Origin of the sequence: Streptomyces luomodiensis (assembly GCF_031679605.1) — a bacterium.
GTDB lineage: Bacteria > Actinomycetota > Actinomycetes > Streptomycetales > Streptomycetaceae > Streptomyces > Streptomyces luomodiensis.
In genome coordinates, this window is record NZ_CP117522.1 from 8,131,074 (window position 1) to 8,151,684 (window position 20,611).

7 protein-coding genes are annotated in these 20,611 nt (G+C 72.7%); 1 reads left to right on the plus strand and 6 read right to left on the minus strand.

The genetic code is table 11. The annotated features are described in order from the left end of the window. Nucleotides 1–33: 33 nt before the first annotated feature. Nucleotides 34–13,689, minus strand: a complete 13,656-nt coding sequence (locus tag PS467_RS34490; protein ID WP_311038497.1) for a type I polyketide synthase — start codon at nucleotides 13,687–13,689, stop codon at nucleotides 34–36. 363 nt (nucleotides 13,690–14,052) lie between these two features. Here PS467_RS34490 and PS467_RS34495 point away from each other — a divergent pair, with 363 nt between their 5' ends. Then, nucleotides 14,053–15,342, plus strand: coding sequence for a carboxymuconolactone decarboxylase family protein (locus PS467_RS34495; RefSeq protein ID WP_311038498.1), 1,290 nt, complete (start codon nucleotides 14,053–14,055; stop codon nucleotides 15,340–15,342). A gap of 50 nt (nucleotides 15,343–15,392) precedes the next feature. Here PS467_RS34495 and PS467_RS34500 read toward each other — a convergent pair whose 3' ends face one another. The 5 genes from PS467_RS34500 to adh all read right to left on the minus strand — a co-directional run bounded on the left by PS467_RS34500 (nucleotide 15,393) and on the right by adh (nucleotide 20,576). Continuing rightward, nucleotides 15,393–16,487, minus strand: a complete 1,095-nt coding sequence (locus PS467_RS34500; protein ID WP_432280675.1) for an HAD-IIIC family phosphatase — start codon at nucleotides 16,485–16,487, stop codon at nucleotides 15,393–15,395. Then, nucleotides 16,484–17,593: an acyl-CoA dehydrogenase family protein gene (locus PS467_RS34505; RefSeq protein ID WP_311038500.1), complete on the minus strand. Its 1,110-nt coding sequence runs from the start codon at nucleotides 17,591–17,593 to the stop codon at nucleotides 16,484–16,486. Before PS467_RS34505 ends, PS467_RS34500 begins: the two co-directional genes overlap by 4 nt. Then, nucleotides 17,586–17,858 carry an acyl carrier protein gene (locus PS467_RS34510; RefSeq protein WP_311038501.1) on the minus strand — a complete coding sequence of 91 codons (273 nt, stop codon included), beginning with the start codon at nucleotides 17,856–17,858 and terminating at the stop codon, nucleotides 17,586–17,588. Before PS467_RS34510 ends, PS467_RS34505 begins: the two co-directional genes overlap by 8 nt. Before the next feature lie 2 nt (nucleotides 17,859–17,860). Beyond that, the gene (locus PS467_RS34515) at nucleotides 17,861–18,739 is read right to left on the minus strand and encodes a 3-hydroxyacyl-CoA dehydrogenase family protein (protein ID WP_311040046.1); all 879 of its coding nucleotides are present in this window, start codon (nucleotides 18,737–18,739) and stop codon (nucleotides 17,861–17,863) included. Nucleotides 18,740–19,052: 313 nt separating this feature from the next. Next, complete coding sequence (adh, locus tag PS467_RS34520) at nucleotides 19,053–20,576, minus strand: aldehyde dehydrogenase (protein WP_311038502.1); 1,524 nt, start codon at nucleotides 20,574–20,576, stop codon at nucleotides 19,053–19,055. Nucleotides 20,577–20,611 lie beyond the last annotated feature (35 nt).

The window sequence follows — 20,611 nt, forward strand, 5'->3', positions numbered from 1 at the left end:
GCCCCCGGCCGGGGGCGCCCCACGCGGCGCGTGTCAGCCGGGCATGGTGAGCCAGTCGGCGATGTGGCCGGCGGTGGTGGCGGCGTGCTGGTTGACGAGGGTGAAGTGGTTGCCCGAAGCGGTGAGCGTGGTGGTGAGGTGCGGAAGGACCGTCTGCCAGTCGGGCGGCACCGGATCCGTCCCGTCCGGCACGGGGAAGGGGTCCGAGGCACGCAGGAGCAGGGTCGGGAAGGGGGTCGGCACGGGGGCCCACGTACGCAGCAGCCGTTCCATCCAGGCGTAGGCGGACAGGTCGGTGGCGGTGTAGCCGTCGGTGAGGTGCTCGCGTGCGTACAGCCCGTGCCACAGGTGGGGTTGGAGCGCTCGGGCGGTGGCGGACTCCAGGATGTAGGTGTCCACGAGGACGACCGCCCGTACGGGGGTGCCGCGGTCGGCGAGACGGCGGGCCGTCTCGTGCGCGAGGATGCCGCCGGACGAGGTGCCCAGGAGGATCACCGGCTCGGCGGTGTCGCCGCCGGTGCTCGCGACCACGGCTCGGGCCAGCCCTTCGACGAGTGCTTCCCGGGTGGCGGGCAGTTCCTCGTCGGTGCCGAAGCCGGGAGGCGTCAGACAGGAGACCGACCAGTCGTCGGGGAGCGCTTGGGCGAGCGCGTAGTAGGTGTGGGGCCCGGTGAGGGGAACGATGGGGGCCACGCAGAACACGTGGGTGCCCGAGGTGCCGGTGGTGAGCCGGTCGACCGTGGGCGGGAGGGGCCCACTGCCCTTGGGCCGGAGGGCGGCGAGGTCCAGGAGCAGGGTCTCGGCCTCGTTCACCCGGCCCGTCCGCATGGCCTCGCGGTGGAGCCGGGTGACCAGGTCGGCCGTCGGGACGACATCGGTGGCGCCGTCCTGTGCCGACGGCGCGGCGAGGTGGTCGAGGAGATGGTCGGCCAGGTCGGCCGGGGTGGGGTGGGTGAGGACGACGGTGCTGGGCAGCGGCGTGCCCAGTGCCGCGGCAAGCCGGTTGCGCAGGTCGACCGCCGCGAGGGAGTCCATGCCGTGGTCGCGGAACGCCGAGTGCTCGCCGATCGCCTCGCCGGACGAGTGGCCGAGAGCCACGGCGGCCTCGCTCCGCACCAGGTCCAGGAGGTCCCTGCGCCGTTCCCCGGCGGGAAGGCTCCGCAGTCGCACCGCGAACTCGCCGTCGCGGCTCGGGGCCGCGGGCACGGCGAGGGACCGTGCCTCCGGAAGCTCGCCGAAGAACGGGCGGGAGCCGGCCGCGGTGACGACGGAGAGATAGCGCTCCCAGTCGATGTCGGCGACCGTCAGCGTGGTCCGCTGCTCATGCAGCGCCTGGGCGAGCCCGGCCAGGGCCACGTCGCCGTCGAGGAAGGCCATCCCGCTGCGGATGAGGTGCTCGCCGTCCTGCCGGTTCAGCCGCGGGCGGGCCTCCTCCCAGGGGCTGAAGGAGATCGCCGTCGCACAGGCGCCGCGGGCGCTGCGCTGTGCCGCCAGCGCCTCCAGATACGCGTCGCCCGCCGCCTGCGCCCCGTGGTCGCCGATGCCCCAGACACCGGCCAGTGAGGAGAAGAGCACGAAGGCGTCCAGCGGGGTGTCGCCGAGCAGTTCGTCGAGGTGCGCGGCGCCCGCCACCTTGGCGCGCACCGCGTCGGCGACCTGCGCGAGGTTCGCCGTGCCGAGGGGGCCGAGGGCGCGGGTCCCCGCCGTGTGCACCACCGCGCGCACCGGAGTGCCGTCCGTGGAGAGCCGGTCGAGCACCGCGGCCACGGCGGCCCGGTCGGTCACATCACACCGCACCACCTCGACGCTCGTCCCCTGGGCGGTCAGCTCGGCCGCCAACTCGGCCGCGCCCGGTGCCGCGAGGCCGCTCCGGCTCAGCAGCACCAGGTGCCCGGCTCCCTGCCGGGCCAGCCAGCGGGCGACCCGGCTGCCGAGCGTCCCGGTGCCGCCGGTCACCAGGGTCGTGCCGCCGGGCACCCAGGTGCCGGGCGCGTCGGCCGGTGCCGCCGCCCGCTCCAGCCGCCGGACGAGCACGCCCGAGGAGCGCACCGCCGCCTGTTCGTCTCCCGGGCCCGCCGCGAGCAGCGCGGCGAACCGCCTGGCCGCCTCGGGGTCGAGCCGCTCCGGCAGGTCGGCCAGCCCGCCCCGCAGCGATGTCGCCTCCACGGCCGCGGTGCGCCCGAGTCCGAGGACCATCGCCTGCCGCGGGTCGCGCACCGGGTCGGCCGGGCCGGTCGAGACCGCGCCACGGGTCACCGTCCACAGCGGCAGCTCGGCGCCGGCCCCCATCAGCGCCTGGATCAGCGACACGGTCAGCGCCAGACCGGCGGGCAGTACGGGCTCGCCGCTGTCCGCCTCCTCGGCCGCCGCGAGCAGCGACAGCACTCCGGCCGTGCCGTCGAGGTCGCCGAGCCGTTCCGCCAGCACCTCGGGATCGGCGCAGGTCCCGTCGAGGACCACCCGGTCCACCCGGGCGCCGTGCGCGGTCAGCGCGGACACCACATCGGCGTCGTCGATGCCATCGGTGGTGAGGACCCGCCAGGTTCCGGTCAGTGCGGGGGCGGCGGGGACCCGCAGCGGCGTCCACACCGTCCGGTAGCGCCGCGCGCTGGTCAGGGTGTGCTCGTCCTGCCGCCTGCGCCACGCCGACAGCGCCGGGAGCACCGCGTCGAGCGCGTCCTTGTACTCGGTGTACTCGGCTTCGAGGCCGAGCAGGGTGGCGACCGCGGTGGCATCGCCTTGGCCCACGGCCTCCCACAGCGGCTCGTCGGCGGAGTGGGTCCGTCCGGGCGTGGTGGCGGGCGGGGCGCTCCAGTATGTCTCGTGCTGGAAGGCGTAGGTGGGCAGGTCCACCGTGCGGCCACCGGACAGCACCATGCCCCAGTCGACGGGCACGCCGTGGGCATGGGCCTCCCCGAGCGCGCGAAGGACGCGGTCCCATCCACCGTCGTCGCGGCGCAGGGTGCCCAGGGTGACCGCCGGGCTGCCCGCGTGCTCGATGATCTCGCTGGTGCCGACCGCGAGCACCGGATGCGGGCCGACCTCGATCATGGCCCCGTAGCCCTCGCGTACGAGAGCCGCCATGGTCTCGGCGAAGGACACGGTCTGCCGCAGATTCCGGCACCAGTACCGGGCGTCCAGCTCTTCGGTGTTCAGCCGGTTCCCCGTCACCGTGGAGTAGAACGGCACGTCCGACGGGCGGGGCCGTACCGGTGCCAGCAGTTCGAGCAGCTCTGCCTCGATCTCGTCGATCTGCGCCGAGTGGGCGGCGAAGTCCACCCCGCCCAGCCGCCAGCGCATGATCCTGGCGGCCGACAGACCGCGTTCGACCTCGTCGAGCGCGGCCGGATCGCCGGAGAGCGTCACCGTCCTCGGTCCGTTGACCGCCGCGATCGACACCGCGCCGGACGTCCCGTCCAGCAACTCCCGTACCCGCTCCGGCGTTGCCATCACCGACATCATCGCGCCGCGCCCGGACAGGCGCTCGTGGATGAGCCGGCTGCGCAGCGCCACCACGCGGGCACCGTCGTCCAGCGACAGACCGCCGCTGACGCAGGCGGCGGCGACCTCGCCCTGGGAGTGGCCGATCACGGCGGCCGGTTCGACGCCGAACGAGCGCCAGAGGGCGGCGAGCGAGACCATGACCGTCCACAGCACGGGCTGGAGCACATCGGGCCGCCCGTCCATCGGGGGAGCGCCGGACTCGCCGCGCAGCACACCGGTGGGCGACCAGTCGAGGTACGGGGCGAGGGCCGCCTCGCACGCCGCGACGCGGTCGGCGAAGACGGGGGAGACATCGAGCAGTTCGGCCGCCATCCCCGCCCATGCCGCGTCCTGCCCGGGGAACACGAAGACCACCGGACGGCGCTCGCCCGCCGTGCCCCGCACCACGGCGGGCGACGAAGTGCCCTCGGCCAGGGCCGCCAGGCTCCCACGCAGCGCCGCCAGGTCGTCGCCCACCAGCACCGCCCGGTGCTCGAACGTGGCACGGGTCGTGGCCAGTGAATACCCGACGTCCACGGGCCGCAGTCCGGGGTGGTCGTCCAGGTGTGCGAGGAGTTTCGCGGCCTGGGCGCGCAGCGCTCCGGCCGACGTGCCGGACAGTGGCCAGGCCACCGGCCGGTCCGGCGCGGGATCCGCGAGCGCGGGTCGACCGGCGGGCCGTGGGGGCTGCTCCAGGATGGCGTGGGCGTTGGTCCCGCTCATGCCGAACGCCGACACCGCGCACCGCCGCGGCCGGCCGAGGTCGGGCCACGGCGCGGCCTCGGTCAGCAGCCTGAGCGCGCCCGAGTCCCAGTCGACGCGGGAGGACGGTTCGGTGACGTGCAGGGTCTTCGGCAGCTCGCCGTGGAGCATCGCCATCACCATCTTGATGACCCCCGCGACACCGGCGGCCACCTGGGTGTGTCCGATGTTGGACTTGACCGAGCCGACCAGCAGCGGCGGATTGCCGCCCCGGTCCTGGCCGTAGGTGGACAGCAGGGCATGGGCCTCGATCGGATCGCCCAGCGCGGTGCCGGTTCCGTGTGCCTCGACCGCGTCGACATCGGACGCCGACAGCCCGCTGTTGGCGAGAGCCTGCCGGATGACCCGCTGCTGGGCCGGTCCGCTCGGCGCGGTCAGCCCGTTGGACGCACCGTCGGAGTTCACCGCCGATCCGCGGACGACCGCCAGCACCCGGTGGCCGTGCCGGACCGCGTCCGACAGCCTCTCCAGCACCAGCAGACCGGCGCCTTCGGCGATGCCCATGCCGTCCGCCGACTCGGCGAACGCCTTGCACCGCCCGTCGGGCGCCACGACCCGGTGCCTGCTCAGCGAGACGAGGGTGTCGGGGCCGGTCAGCACCGTGGCGCCGCCGGCGAGGGCGAGGGTGCTCTCCCCCGAGCGCAGCGACTGGCACGCCATATGCAGCGCGACCAGGGACGACGAGCAGGCCGTGTCCACCGTCACGGCCGGCCCGCCCAGGTCGAACAGGTAGGCGAGGCGGCCCGACAGCACGCTCGGGAGGGTGCCGGTGAGCTGATAGCCGTCGGAGTCCGCGGACACGTCCGCGCCGTAACTCTGGGCGGTCGCCGAGACGAAGGTGCCCGTCGTGCTGCCCCGCAGGGACGTGGGGTCGATCCCGGCGCGTTCGAACGCCTCCCAGGCCAGCTCCAGCAGCATCCGCTGCTGCGGGTCCATCGCGGCGGCCTCGCGCGGGGAGATGCCGAAGAACGCCGCGTCGAACTCGGCCGCGCCGTCGAGGAAGCCGCCCGCCGCCGAGTAGGTCGTGCCCGTGCGGTCCGGGTCGGGGTGGTACACACCCGGACCCCAGCCGCGGTCGGCGGGCAGCGGAGACGTGGCGTCCACGCCCTCGGCCAGCAGCTCCCACAGCTGCTCGGGCGAGCGCACCCGGCCGGGGAACCGGCAGCTCATTCCGATGATCGCGATCGGCTCCTCAGCGGGTGCCCCGGCCGTCGGGCCCGCCGCCGCGGTCGGGGCCGGCTCGGCGCCCTCCGCTCGCTCGTCGGCGCCGCCGTACAGTGCGGTCCACAGATGGCCGGCCAGGGCGTCGGGCGTCGGGTGATCGTAGACCAGGGTCGACGGCAGGCTCAGGCCGGTCCGTTTCCGCAACGCGTTCCGCAACTGGCCGGCGGTCAGCGAGTCGAAGCCCATGTCCTTGAACGTCCGCCCGCTCGCGACCGCCAGGGGATCCGCGTGCCCGAGCACCGACGCCACCTGCTCACGCACCAACTGGGACAGGGCGGCACGGGTCTGGTCGGCCGTCAGCCCGGTCGGCAGACCGGAGCCGCGCTCGGTGGCCGCCGCCCGGCGGGCGGTTCCGGCGGGGACCAAGCCGCGCAGGACGGCGGGCACGGTGTGCCGCGCGCGCAGGGCGGCCCGGTCGACGCGTGCCGCGACGACGACGGCTTCGTCCACCGCGCCCGCGGCGTCGAACCAGGCCAACCCCTGATCGACGGGGAGCGTCGGCAGCCCGGCCGCGGTGATCCGCCGCAGCTGGGCGTCGCTCAGCGCGGCGGACATCCCGCTGTCCTGGGGCCACGGCCCCCAGCCGATGGACAGGCCCGCGAGCCCTTCGGCGGTCCGCCGCCGCGCCAGCGCGTCCAGGAACGCGTTCGCCGCGGTGTAACCGGCCTGCCCCGCGTTGCCGAGGACGCCGAACACCGAGGAGAACACCACGAACGCGCTCAGACCCAGGTCACGGGTCAGCTCGTGCAGATGCCACGCGCCGTCCAGCTTCGGGCGGAACACCGTGTCCAGCCGGTCCGGAGTCAGCGCCGCGACCAGTCCGTCGTCGAGCACACCGGCGGCGTGCACCACACCGGTCAGCGGGTGCTCGTCCGGGATCGCCGTCAGCAGGGCGGCAACGGCCGCACGGTCGGAGACATCGCAGGCGACGGCGGTCACCCGTGCGCCCCGCCCGCTCAGCTCGGCCAGCAGTTCCCCGGCGCCCTCGGTGTCGGCCCCCCGACGGCCGGCCAGCACCAGGTGGCGCACCCCGTGCGCGGTGACCAGGTGCCGGGCGATCAGCGCGCCGAGACCGCCGAGGCCGCCGGTGATCAGCACGGTGCCGTCGCCACCCCACACCATCTCCGGCGCCACCGGGTCCGTGACCTCGACGGAGGCCAGTCGAGGGATCAGCAACCGCCCGTGGCGCAGCGCCAGTTCGGGCTCATCGCGGTCCGGCGCCGCGCGGAGTGCCGCCACGGCGGCCGGCACCGGATCATCGTCGTCCGCGGGGTCCAGGTCGAGCAGGACGAACCGGCCGGGGCTCTCCTGCCGGGCCGATCGCACCAGCCCCCACACCGCGGCCGCCACCACGTCGGGGGCCGCGCCGGGTGCCGTGGCCACCGCTCCGCGGGTCACGAACACCACCCGCGCGGGCCCGCCGTCACCGGCCTCGGCCGCGTCGGCCGCCTCGTCCGCGTCGGCCGCTTCCAAGTGTTGTCGCACTGTGTCGAGCACGGACGCGGTGACGGTACGGACCGCCTCCGGCACCGGCACGCCGACCGGCGCGGCGACCGGGACCAGCACCGCCTCCCCGGCCGCCACCGGGTCGTGCCCCGCGGTGTCCGGCGCCGGGGCGGGCAGCCAGTCCAGGCGCAGCAGCGGCCGCGCCGCCGTGGCCGCCGGGGGGCGGACGTCCGGCGAACGCAGCGTCAGCGTGCGCACGGTCGCCACCGGATCGCCCGCGGTGTCGGCGGCGGTCAGCGTGACCGTGTCGTCGCCCGTCCTGCTCATCCGTACCCGCAGCACCGACGCGCCCACGGCGTGCAGGGACACCCCGGACCAGCTCGCCGGCAGCCGTCCGCCGTCCGGGCCGTCGAGCACGGCCGGCGAGGCCAGGTGCAGCGCCGCGTCCAGCAGGGCGGGATGGAGGCGGAAGGCGTCGGCCTCGTCGGCGAGCGCCTCGGGAAGCGCGACCTCGGCCAGGACCTCGTCGCCGGCCCTCCAGGCCGCCCGGACGGCCCGGAACGCTGGCCCGTAGGCGAGCCCGGCGGCGCGCCGCCGCTCATAGAACGCGTCGAGATCGACGGGTACGGCGTCCGCGGGCGGCCACGCCCGCCGGTCATGGGCGTCGGCCGCGGGGGCGCCCGGCGCGAGCGTGCCCGTGGCGTGCCGCGTCCAGGGCACGTCGGGTGCGCCGACGGGCCGCGAGTGGATACTCAGGGTGCGCCGGCCGTCGTCGCCGGGACCACCGAGCGCCACCTGGATCCGCACCCCGCCGTCGTCCCGCCCGGACAACACCAGCGGTGCGACCAGGGTCAGCTCCTCGACGAGGGCGCAGCCGACCTCGTCGCCCGTCCGTATCGCCAGCTCGACGAATCCGGCGGCGGGGAAGGTCACCTGCCCGGCCACCACATGGTCGGCCAGCCATGGACGCGCCGCCACCGACAGCAGGCCGGTGTACAGCAGACCACCGGTCTCGGGCAGTTCCACGACCGCGCCGAGCAGCGGATGGTCCACACCGCCGAGCCCCGCCGGGACCGCACCGGTCGCCGATGTGCCGGCGACGGGCGTGGTCCAGTACCGCTCCCGCTGGAACGCGTAGGTCGGCAGCGCGATCCGGCGCGCGCCGGTACCGGCGAACAGTTCGGCCCACCGGATCGGTACACCCCGCACATACAGCCGGGCGGCGGCCGTCAGTGCCGTGGACTCCTCGCCGCGGTCCTTGCCCAGCAGGGACACGGCCTCCACCCGCGCCACGTCGGGCAGGGCGTCCTGCGCCAGCACCGACAGCGTGGCGTCCGGGCCCAGTTCGAGGAAGGTGCGCGCACCGGCCCGTGCCGCGGCGCCGACCGCGTCGGCGAACCGCACGGTCAGCACGATGTGCTGAACCCAGTGGTCGGCGGTGCCGATCCGCTCACCGGTGACGGTCGAGATGATCGGGATACGCGGCTCGCCGAAGGCCAGACCCTTGGCGACCGTGCGGAAGTCCTCCAGCATCGGCGCCATCAGCGGGGAGTGGAACGCGTGGCTGACCCGCAGCCGGGTCACCGTGTGGCCGTCGGCGGCGAAGCGGTCCGCGATGGCCTCCACCTCGCCGGCGTCCCCGGAGACCACCACCGCCCGCGGTCCGTTGACGGCGGCGAGTCCCACCCGGTCCCCGCAGCCGGCGAGCAGCGGCGTCACCTCGTCCTCGGTGGCCCGCAGCGCGACCATGGCCCCGCCCTCCGGAAGCGCCTGCATCAGCCGTCCGCGGGCGGCGACGAGGGTGCACGCGTCGGGCAGGGACAGCACCCCGGCCACATGCGCCGCCGCGATCTCCCCGACCGAATGCCCGATCAGCAGATCCGGCGCCACCCCCCAGGACTCCAGCAGCCGGAACAGGGCCACCTCGAGGGCGAACAGCGCGGGCTGGGCGTATGCGGTGCGGTTCAGCGCCTCCGCGTCGTCGCCGAACACCACCTCGCGCAGCGGCCGTTCCAGCTCGCCGTCCAGGAGTGCGCAGACCTCGTCCCACGCCGCCGCGAACACCGGGTACCGGGCGTGCAGTTCGCGTCCCATCCCCAGCCGCTGGGCGCCCTGGCCGGCGAACAACAGTGCCATCGGGCCGGGGTCGCCCGCCAGGCCCTCGGCCACCTTCCAAGGCCGCGCGGCGCCGTCCCCGGCGGTGTCCGTCGCGGCCAGGAGGACGGCGCGGTGCTCCAGTTCGGAGCGTGTCGTGGCCAGGGAGAAGCCGATGTCCGGCGCCGCCGCGCCGGTGTCGGCCACGAAGGCGGCCAGCCTGTCCAGCTGCCCGTCCAGCGCGGCCTGGGTACGCGCCGAGACCGGCCAGGGCACCACACCGGGCCGCGGCTCCGCCGGCGATCCGGCCGGTGGCCGCGCGCTGGGCCGGTCGGGCCGGTCCCGCGGTGGCTGTTCGACGATCACATGCGCGTTGGTGCCGCTGATCCCGAACGACGACACGCCCGCGCGGCGAGGTCGCTCGGCCGGTGGCCACGGGGTGGCCCCGGTGAGCAGTTCCACCGCGCCGGCCGACCAGTCCACCTGCGACGACGGCGCGTCCACATGCAGGGTCCGGGGCAAGACGCCGTGCCGCATCGCCAGGATCATCTTGATGACGCCCGCGACACCGGCGGCGGCCTGGGTGTGCCCGATGTTGGACTTGAGCGACCCCAGCAGCAGCGGACGGTCCGGGTCCCGGCCCTGTCCATAGGTGGCGAGCAGCGCCTGGGCCTCGATCGGGTCACCCAGCCGGGTGCCGGTGCCGTGCCCCTCCACCGCGTCCACGTCCGACGGGGCCAGGCCGGCACTGGCCAGGGCCTGGCCGATCACCTGCCGCTGCGCGATGCCGCTGGGCGCGGTCAGGCCGTTCGACGCCCCGTCCGAGTTGACCGCGGAACCGCGCAGCACCGCCAGCACCCGGTGGCCGGCCCGGACCGCGTCGGACAGCCTCTCCAGCACCAGGACGCCCACCCCCTCGGACCAGCCGGTGCCGTCCGCGGCCTCCGCGTACGCCTTGCAGCGGCCGTCGGGCGACAGGCCGCCCTGCCGGGCGAACTCCACGAAGATCCCGGGCTCCGACATCACGGTGACACCGCCGGCCAGCGCCAGGGAACACTCGCCACCGCGCAGCGCCTGCGCCGCCAGGTGCAGCGCCACCAGGGACGACGAGCACGCCGTGTCCACGGTCAGCGCGGGCCCCCGCAGCCCCAGGGCGTAGGCGACGCGGCCGGACAGGACGCTCGGCGACGTGCCGGTCAGCAGATACCCTTCCGCGGCACCGGCGCCGTCCTTGAGCCGCGGACCGTAGTCCTGGGCCATCGCCCCGAGGAACACCCCGGTGCTGCTGCCGCGCAGTGACGACGGAGCGATCTCGGCCCGTTCCACCGCCTCCCAGCTCACCTCCAGGGCCAGCCGTTGCTGCGGGTCCATGGCTTCCGCCTCGCGCGGGGATATCCCGAACAGCGCCGCGTCGAAGCGGTCCGCGTCGTACAGGAACCCGCCCGGCCTGCCGGTCGCCACCATCTCCGGCGCCCATCCCCGGTTGACGGGCATGTCGGAGATGGCATCCGCCTCGCCCGACACCAGTTCCCACAGCTCCTCCGGTGAGGTCACCCCGCCCGGGTAGCGGCAGGCCATGCCCACGATCACCACCGGGTCGTCCTCCGGTACGGCGCGGGGCGCCGGCGACGCGTCACCGGTCACCGGGCCGGTGAGCCGCGTGGCCAGATGTTCCGCGCACGCGGCCGGCGTGGGATGGTCGAACAGCACGGTGTTGGGCACCCGCAGTCCGGTCGCGGCCCTCAGCCGGGTCGCCAGCTCCACCGTCATCGCCGAGTCGAAGCCCAGTTCCTTGAAGGGCCGCGCCGGGTCCACCCGCTCCGCGTCGGCGAAGCCCAGGACCACCGCCGTCTCCGCGCGGACCAGCCGTGCCACCTCGGCGCGGGTCCACCGGGCAGCGGATTCCCCACGCTCCGGCTCCGGATCGGTGGCGTGCCCGGTCACCGGCGCGGAAACGGCCGGAACGGCATCGCGCACCGCGACCTCGCCGGCCGCCTCCTGGAGCCAGTACCGCTCCCGCTGGAACGCGTACGTCGGCATGGCCACCCGCCGGGCACCGGTCCCGGTGAACAGCCGCGGCCAGTCCACCGGCACACCGCGCACGTACACCTCCGCCAGACAGGTCAGGAACCGGTCGGCCCCGCCCAGTCCCCGGCGCAGCGTGCCGACGGTGACCGCCTTGACGTCGGCCGTGTCGATGACCTCCTGCACCGCGGCGGTCAGCACCGGGTGGGAGCTGACCTCGACGAAGACGCGATGGCCCTGGCCGAGCAGCGTCCGGACGGCCGGTTCGAAGCCGACGGTCCGCCGCAGATTGCGGTACCAGTACCCGGCGTCCATACCGGTGGTGTCCAGCCACTCGCCGGTCACCGTGGAGTAGAACGGCACCTCGGCCCGGCGCGGGCGGATGCCCTCCAGCGCGGCCGTCAACTCGTCGCGCACCCGCTCCACCTGGGCCGAGTGCGAGGCGTAGTCCACCGCGATCCGGCGCACCCGTACCTCCGCGCCCGACAGCTCCTCGAACAGCTCGTCCAGCGCCGCCGGCTCACCGGAGACCACCACCGAGCCCGGCCCGTTGACCGCCGCGATCGACACGCGGCCGTCCCAGCGGAGCAGCCGCGCCTCGGCCTCGGCCCGGGGCAGTGCCACCGACAGCATGCCGCCCCGCCCCGCCAGGCGGCGTGCGATGGTCTGGCTGCGCAGCGCCACCACCCGGGCCGCGTCCTCCAGGGAGAGGGCACCGGACACGCACGCCGCCGCGATCTCTCCCTGGGAATGGCCCACCACCGCGTCCGGGACCACCCCGTGCGCCTGCCACACCGCCGCGAGGGAGACCATCACCGCCCAGGAGGCGGGCTGGACCACATCCACCCGTTCCAGTGACGGCGCCCCCTCGGCCTGCCGCAGCACCTCCACCAGCGACCAGTCCACATGAGGCGCGAGCGCGGCGGCACACTCGGCCAGCCGCCGGGCGAACACCGGGGACTCCGCCATCAACCGGACGCCCATGCCCGCCCACTGCGACCCCTGCCCGGGGAAGATGAACACCGTCTTGCCCTCGACATCGGCGACTCCCCGCACCACGCCCGGCGCGGACTCGCCGTCGGCCAGCGCCGTCAGCGCCTCCGAGGCGGCCGACCGGTCCGACGCGAGGACGACGGCACGGTGGTCGAACGCGGTCCGGGTGGTCGCCAGGGAGAAGCCCACGTCCACCGGACGGAGCCGGTCGTTCCCGGCCAGATGGGACGCGAGGCGGACGGCCTGCGCACGCAGCGCCCCGGGAGTCCGGCCCGAGACCGGCCACGGCACGGTGCCACCCGCCATCAGAGCGCTGTCCGCCGCACCGGTGTCCGGGTCCGCCGCCGCGGACGTGTCCCCGGACGCCGGCTCGCTGGCGGACACCACCAGGTGGCAGTTGGTGCCGCCCATGCCGAACGACGACACCCCGGCCAGGGCACGGCCGTCGCGGTAGGGCCAGGGACGAGTCGACGTCACCACATCCAGGTTCCACTCGCCGAAGCGGATCCGCGGATTGGGGTGTTCGAAGTTCAGGCTCGCCGGGAGTTCACCGTTCCGCAGCGACAGCACGACCTTCATCAGGCCGGTGATGCCCGCGGCGCCCTCCAGGTGTCCCACGTTCGTCTTCGCCGAACCGACCAGCAGGGGGCTGTCCGTGGCCCGGCCCGCCCCGTACACCGCGCCGAGCGCCGCGGCCTCCACCGGGTCGCCCACCCGGGTGCCGGTCCCGTGCAGTTCCACGTACTGGACCGCGGCCGGGTCGACGCCCGCACGCCTGCAGGCGGTCTGGATGACCGCCCGTTGCCCCTCGGGGTCGGGGGTGGTCAGGCCGTCGCCGGGGCCGTCGTTGCCGACCGCGCTTCCCTCGATGACGCACAGGATCTCGTCCCCGTCGGCCAACGCCGTCGCCAGCGGCTTGAGCAGGACCATCCCCGCACCCTCGCCGCGCACATACCCATTGGCACGTGCGTCGAAGGTGAAGCACCGGCCGTCCGGGGACAGGGCGCCGAGCCGGGCCGCGGCCTCCGCGCTGTCCGGGATCAGATTGAGGTGCACACCACCGGCGAGCGCGGTGGCCGACTCCCCGCGCCGCAGGCTCTCGCAGGCCAGGTGCACCGCCACCAGCGACGACGACTGCCCGGTGTCCACCACCAGGCTCGGTCCCCGAAGGCCCAGGACGTAGGACAGCCGGTTCGCGGCCATGCTGCGGTTCAGGCCGGTCAGGGTGTGATGACCGATCGCCGCCGGTCCTCTGAGCCGGTCCAGCGCGCCGTAGTCATCCGCGGTCATCCCGATGAACACCCCGGTGTCGCTGCCGCGTACCGCGGCCGGCGGCAGGCCCGCGTCCTCCAGGACCTCCCAGCCCAGCTCCAGTACGAGGCGCTGCTGCGGGTCCATGGCCCGCGCCTCACGCGGAGAGATCCCGAAGAACTCCGCATCGAAACCGTCGACGTCCTCCAGGAAGGCACCCCAGCCGGTCTCGCCGGAGGCCGCGGCCCCGCTGTCCCATCGGCCCGGCGGCACCTGTGAGACCGCGCTCGACCCGCTGGACAGCAGCCGCCAGAACTGCGCGGGATCCGCCGCGGACGGCAGCCGGCAGGACACTCCGATCACCGCGACGGCGGTATCCCGCTCCCGGAGTCGCTCAGCGGACGCGGACATGGACTCGCATCGGCTCACGGCACCGATCCCTCAACTCGTCGTCTTCGCAGGCCCGGCAGGACAAGGACGGATACGGATTGGTACACGTCCGTCTCCAGAAATCCGGCGACACCGAACTGTTGTATCGAGTCATGATCAACAGTGGCCTCGATGATACATGGCCATGGCTGGAAAATGTTTTGGGATTTTTACTGTCCGCCTTTACCGCCGATCCCAAATATTAGGGATTTCCCTAGATCTCCGGCGTTTGAAAGTCCGTGCGATCACTTATCGTTGGACCTCGACCGGTGAAAAAGTGCCACAACGCCACGCCGCCCGTCCATGAGACGTCGACGCGCCAACACAATTCACGAAGGTGAGAGAATGCGGCCCAGGATCGATCCGCAGGACGCGGACGACTTCGCCGTCACACCCGCGGGCCAGGTCTACGCCCAGGAGATCGGCCAGTCACTCAACGGGCTCCTCGCGGACCGGCCCCCGCCGAACGTCCACCGGACCATCGCCAACCACCCGACGCTGCTGCCCGCGATGCAGCCGCTGATGTCGCATGTGGCGGGCGACGTCCTGCCGGCCCGCGAACGCGAACTCGTCATCCTGCGGACGGCGTGGCGTTCACAGGCCTCGTACGTCTGGGCGCACCACCACGCCGCGGGGCTGTTCGTCGGGCTGAACGAGACGGAGATCGCCCGAGTCGCCTCGGAGGACACCGCCGACTGGACGCCGTTCGAAGCCACTCTGCTCCAGGCGGTCGACGAGCTCCACACCAAGTCAGCGGTGTCGGACGGCACATGGAAGCGGCTGGCCGAGCGCTACAGCGAGGAGCAGATCCTCGAACTGCTGGCCCTGGCCGGAACGTACAAGACCCTGGCGTTCATCCTGAACTCCTGTCTGGTGCCGATCGACCCCTGGATGGAGCGTCCCGCGCTGCTGCCGGCCGACCCGGGACAGCTGACCTCCGGCAGACACGCACGCCCGCGGGAGCCGCTCACGCAGGCGGGCTCCGAGACCTGGAACCAGCGGATCGTCTTGCAGAACGACACCGGACTCTCCCAGCTCACCCCGTCGTCGGCCAGCCCCGAACTGCCACTTCACGAGATCCTCGTCCGTTACCCGGACCTGCTGTCCACGGTGAACGCGCCCGGCTCCAACTCCTCGCTCCTGCTGATCCGCAGGAACTCCACGGACGTCATGCCGGACACGGACGGCTATTCCTTCAGCGCCACCCACCTCTTCGCCGATTCCTCGGGTGTCCCGATACTCGTGGAAGTGGTGGAACCACACGACACGTGGAACGCGCACAGCGCCCTCGCCAAAATCCTCGACTACGCGGGCAGCGGGGCGCGGCACTGGCCGGTCCACATACTCCAGCGGTCGCTCGAGTACACCGCCCAATTGCAGGACAGCACCGGAGAGCAGTTGCTGGCGGAGATGGGGTATCCCATCGACGCGGGTTCGTTCCTGCGTACGATCGAGGCGAATCTGGCCCTCGGCAGGCTCCGCATGGCCATTGTGGCCAGCCGATTTCCGCCCGAATTCAACCGGGTGATCGCATTCCTCGGTCAGCAGCTGCACCCCGCCGAGGTGTACGGCATCGAACTGCGCCGCTTCTCCGACGGGTCCCACGCCGCGTTCATCCCGAGGGTGGTCAGCTGAACGACCCCATGGCGTCGGGAGGCGGTGCTTCCCGACGCCATGAGGAGGGCTCAGGCGCCCTGGAGACTGACGGCGTTCAGCTTCATCGTGGGCGACGGGGCCTGCGGCTCCGGAACCAGATGCAGCCGCCGGATGTCCTGGTGCGCGGGTGCGGGCAGCCCGGCCCGGCAGTCACACGGTTCATCGGTGAAACCGGCGAACCGGTAGGCGATGTCCATCATCCGGTTGCGCTCCGTCCGCCGGAAGTCCGCCACCAGGTGGACGCCCGCGTGTGCGGCCTGGTCGACGAGCCAGCCGAGGATCACCGAACCGGCGCCGAACGACACCACGCGGCACGACGTGGCCAGCAGCTTCAGATTCCAGACCCCTGGGTGCTTCTCCAGCAGTTCGAGACCGACCGCGCCATGCGGTCCGAACCGGTCGGTGAGCATGGTCACCAGCACCTCGTGGCGTGGATCGGCCAGCAGCGTGCGCAGGTCCGCCAGGGAGTAGTGCACTCCGGTCGCGTTCATCTGACTGGTGCGCAGCGTCAGCTCCTCCACCCGGGACAGCTGTTCCTCGGTGGCGCGCTCGATGTCCATCACCAGGTCCAGCGAGCGCAGGAAGTCATCGCTCGGCCCCTGGAACTCCGCCTCGGCCGCCTTCCGCTGGAACCCGGCCTGGTACATCTGCCGACGGCGGCGCGCGTCCACCGTCACCGTCGCCGGGCTGAATTCCGGCAGGGTGGAGAACTCGGGCAGCCGCTCGGCGGCGTAGCAGCGCACCTCCGGCAGATGGAACCGGACCTCCGCCAGCTCCGCCGGCTGGTCATCGACGAAAGCGATCGTGTCGAGCGCGAAGTTGAGCTCGGCGGCGATCTCTCGCACCGCATCGGACTTCGGGCCCCAGCCGATGCGCGGCAACACGAAGTACTCGGCCACGCCCAGCTCCACCAGCTGCTGCCACGCCTGGTCGTGGTCGTTCTTGCTGGCAACCGACTGGAGGATGCCCCGGCCGTCCAGTTCGGCGATGAGCTCCCGCACCGGGGCGGCGAGCGTCACCTTCCCGTCCTCCAGCAGCGTGCCCTGCCACAGGGTGTTGTCGAGGTCCCACACCAGGCACTTCACGATCGGGGGCGGTTGGGCCACAGCGCTTCCTTGGGTCATGACGCCGGCATCGACACGGCGTGGTCGGCGAGGATCAGCTGGCAGATCTCGGTACTGCCCTCGATGAGCTCCATGAGCTTCGCGTCGCGGTAGGCGCGCTCGACCACATGGCCCTCGTGCGCGGCGGCCGAGCCCAGGACCTGTACGGCCGCGGCGGCGCCCTGCGCGGCCTGGACCGCGCTCACCTGCTTGGCCAGGACCCCGGCGACGACCATGTCGGGGGAGCCGCTGTCCCAGCACCGGCTGGCGTGTTCACACACCCGGGTGGCGATCTGCTCGGAGGTCAGCAGATTCGCCAGGTGGCGGCCGACCAGCTGGTGTTCGGCGAGCGGCTTTCCGAACTGCCGCCGGACGCGGGCGTGGCCACGGGCGGCGTCGAGACAGGCCCGCAGGATTCCCACGCAGCCCCAGGCGACCGAGAGGCGTCCGTACGCCAGCGCGCTGGTCACCAGGAGCATCAGCGGCTGCCCGCCGCCGAGCACCGCGGTGGCGGGCAGCCGCACATCGTCGAGGTGTACATCCGCGTGTCCGGCCGCCCGGCAGCCGGACGGACGCGGGACCCTGCGGACGGTGACGCCCGGGGTCGACACGGGCACCACGACGGCGGCCGCCCCGGAACCATGGCGTCCGACGACGACGATCAGATCGGCGTAATGGGCCGCGGTGGTCCAGACCTTCTGTCCGCGGACGACGACGGTGTCACCGTCCGGTTCGATGGTCGTGGTCATCGCCGACAGATCGCTGCCCGCCTCCGGTTCGCTGAACGCGACGGCGGCGAGCCGGCCACCGGCGAGCTTCGGCAGGTACTGGGCGTGCTGTTGCGGACTGCCCAGGCGCTGGATGGTCCACGCGGCCATGCCCTGCGAGGTCATCACGCTCCGCAGCGAACTGCACCGGCTGCCGACATGGGCGGTGAACTCACCGTTCGCGGCGCTGCTCGCCGCGAGTCCGCCGAAGGTCTCCGGCACTCCCGCACACAGCAGGCCGCGGGCGGCCAGTGTCCGCAGAACGTCGTCGGGGATCAGACCGTTCCGGTCCCACTCCGCGGCCCGGTCACCGACGAGATCGTCGACGAGTTCGCGCGCACCGGCGAGCGGCTCAGGCATCGGCGGTGTGCCCGGCGCCGAGCAGACGCCCCACCAGGGCGGTCATGCCCGCAATGGTGCGGAAGTTGTCCCGCTTCAGATCGTCCCCCAGGATCTGCACGGAGAACTCCTGCTCCAGATGGACGACGAGCTCCATCGCGAACATCGACGACACCAGCCCCGAGGCGAAGAGATCCTGGTCGGCAGGGACCTCCGCCTTGACCCGCTCCGAGACGAACGCCGTAATCGCCTGCTCGATCCCCTCGGCGGTGATCGGCTGGTCCATATTCACGAAAGCACCTTTCCATAGTCATAGAAACCCCGCCCCGTCTTGCGCCCCAGATCGCCGCGGCGCACCTTCTCCAGGAGAAGTTCACAGGGCTCGAAGGTGGAATTCCCGGTCCGCTCGGCCAGCAGCCGAAGAGCGTCCGCGAGATTGTCCAGCCCGATCAGATCGGCGGTGCGCAGCGGACCGGTGGGGTGACCGAGGCATCCGTGCATCAGCCGGTCCACGGACTCGACGCTCGCGACGCCCTCGGCCACGATCCTCACCGCTTCATTGATCATGGGATGCAGCAGCCTGCTGGTGACGAACCCCGGCGCATCGCGCACGACGACCGTCTTCTTCCCCAGCCGCTCCAGGGCGGACCGGACCGCGGCCATGGTCTCGTCGCCGGTCTGCGGACCACGGATGACCTCGACCATCTCAATGAGATAGGCCGGATTCATGAAGTGCGCCCCGGCCAGGTCCTCGGGGCGTCGCACCGACTTCGCCAGCTCGGCGACGGGGATGCCCGAGGTGTTGGTGATCACCGGGATTCCGGCGGGGAGCATGCCGGAGATCTCCGCCATGATCCGCGCCTTGAGCGAGGCGTCCTCGGTGATCGCCTCGATCACGACACCGGCGTCCGCCGCGTCCGTGCCGGACAGCGTCGTGGTCAGCGTTCCGGCCGCCTGCCCGTCGGGGAAGGCGCCCATGAACTGCCCGTGCCGCATCTGCTGGGCGATTTCCGTCCGGGCCTTCTGGAGTATGTCGTCCGAGACGTCGACCAGGACGACATCCACCCCGCGGCCCAGTGCCAGTGCGGTGATGCTGCGCCCCATGACCCCCGCACCGAATACGGCGATCGTGTCCGATCGGGAATTCACCGTCACCCATCTCCACATCGTCGTCCAACCGGGCACGCCCTGTGTGCGGCGCATAACGGGCGGGCGGGGTTCACCTGCTGAAAAACAGCCAGGCAATAGCAACTTCAGCGGAGAAATTACGCTGATCATCCGGAGGACGTCAAAGGATGAGGTAGCGCCCTAGGGAGATCCACAGTGTTCTTCGCGAGGCCGGGCCCGAGGTGAACCACCGCGGGTGGGGATGCGTCTTCCCGCTATCAGGCGGACGGCGTGCGACTCACGGTGTGGACGGTGCGCTCAAAAAGGGCGCCTGCCGGACATCCGTCCTGGTCAGGCGCCCTTTTCTGCGCGTCTAGAAGAAACCCAGCTTCTTCGGCGAGTACGACACCAGCAGGTTCTTCGTCTGCTGGTAGTGGTCCAGCATCATCTTGTGGGTCTCGCGGCCGATCCCGGACTGCTTGTAGCCGCCGAAGGCGGCGTGCGCCGGATAGGCGTGGTAGCAGTTGGTCCACACCCGGCCCGCCTGGATGGCGCGTCCGGCGCGGTACGCGGTCGTGCCGTCCCGGGTCCACACGCCCGCGCCCAGCCCGTAGAGCGTGTCGTTGGCGATCCCGATCGCGTCGGCGAGGTCGGTGAACCGGGCCACCGCCACCACCGGCCCGAAGATCTCCTCCTGGAAGACCCGCATGTGGTTGCCGCCCTCGAAGATCGTGGGCTGGACGTAGTAGCCGCCCTCCAGCTCACCGCCGAGTTCGGCGCGGCTGCCGCCGGTGAGGACGCGGGCGCCCTCCTGCCGGCCGATGTCCAGGTACGAAAGGATCTTCTCGAGCTGGTCGTTGGAGGCCTGAGCGCCGATCATGGTGTCGGTGTCCAGCGGATGCCCCTGCGTGATCTTCTCCGTACGGGCCACGGCCGCGTCCATGAACGCCTCGTAGTGGCCGCCCTGGACCAGCGCCCGCGAGGGGCAGGTGCACACCTCGCCCTGGTTGAGGGCGAACATGGTGAAGCCTTCCAGCGCCTTGTCCAGGAAGTCGTCGTCGGTGGCCGAGACGTCGTCGAAGAAGATGTTCGGGCTCTTGCCGCCGAGCTCCAGGGTGACCGGGATCAGGTTCTCGCTCGCGTACTGCATGATCAGCCGGCCGGTCGTGGTCTCCCCGGTGAAGGCGACCTTGGCCACCCGGGAGCTGGACGCCAGCGGCTTCCCGGCCTCCACGCCGAAGCCGTTGACGATGTTGACCACACCCGGGGGCAGCAGATCGGCCACCAGGTTCATCCAGACGTGGATCGAGGCGGGCGTCTGCTCGGCCGGTTTCAGGACCACCGCGTTGCCCGCGGCCAGCGCCGGGGCGAGCTTCCAGGTGGCCATCAGGATGGGGAAGTTCCACGGGATGATCTGGGCGACCACGCCCAGCGGCTCGTGGAAGTGGTACGCGACCGTGTCGTGGTCGAGCTCGGAGAGACTGCCCTCCTGGGCCCGGATCGCCCCCGCGAAATAGCGGAAGTGGTCGATGGCCAGCGGGATGTCGGCGGCCAGCGTCTCCCGTACCGGCTTGCCGTTCTCCCAGCTCTCCGCGACCGCGAGCGCCTCCAGGTTCTGCTCCATCCGGTCGGCGATCCGCAGCAGCACCGAGGCGCGTTCCGCGGGCGCGGTGCGGCCCCAGGCGGGTGCGGCCGCGTGGGCGGCGTCCAGGGCCCGCTCGACGTCCTCGGCGGTACCCCGGGCGATCTCCGTGAACGGCTGCCCGTTGACGGGGGTCGGGTTCTCGAAATAGCGGCCCTGGGCGGGCGGCACGTACTCCCCGCCGATCCAGTGGTCGTAGCGCGGCTGGTAGCTGACGACCGATCCCTCGGAGCCGGGGCTTGCGAAACGCGTCATGGGGCGGCCTCCCGTGGTGTCACGCGTGATGGATC

Excerpts from the sequence above, each read along its gene's own strand:
- PS467_RS34490 (WP_311038497.1), bottom strand. The coding sequence starts at position 13,689 with ATGTCCGCGTCCGCTGAGCGACTCCGGGAGCGGGATACCGCCGTCGCG.
- PS467_RS34495 (WP_311038498.1), top strand. The coding sequence starts at position 14,053 with ATGCGGCCCAGGATCGATCCGCAGGACGCGGACGACTTCGCCGTCACA.
- PS467_RS34500 (WP_432280675.1), bottom strand. The coding sequence starts at position 16,487 with ATGACCCAAGGAAGCGCTGTGGCCCAACCGCCCCCGATCGTGAAGTGC.
- PS467_RS34505 (WP_311038500.1), bottom strand. The coding sequence starts at position 17,593 with ATGCCTGAGCCGCTCGCCGGTGCGCGCGAACTCGTCGACGATCTCGTC.
- PS467_RS34510 (WP_311038501.1), bottom strand. The coding sequence starts at position 17,858 with ATGGACCAGCCGATCACCGCCGAGGGGATCGAGCAGGCGATTACGGCG.
- PS467_RS34515 (WP_311040046.1), bottom strand. The coding sequence starts at position 18,739 with ATGTGGAGATGGGTGACGGTGAATTCCCGATCGGACACGATCGCCGTA.
- adh (WP_311038502.1), bottom strand. The coding sequence starts at position 20,576 with ATGACGCGTTTCGCAAGCCCCGGCTCCGAGGGATCGGTCGTCAGCTAC.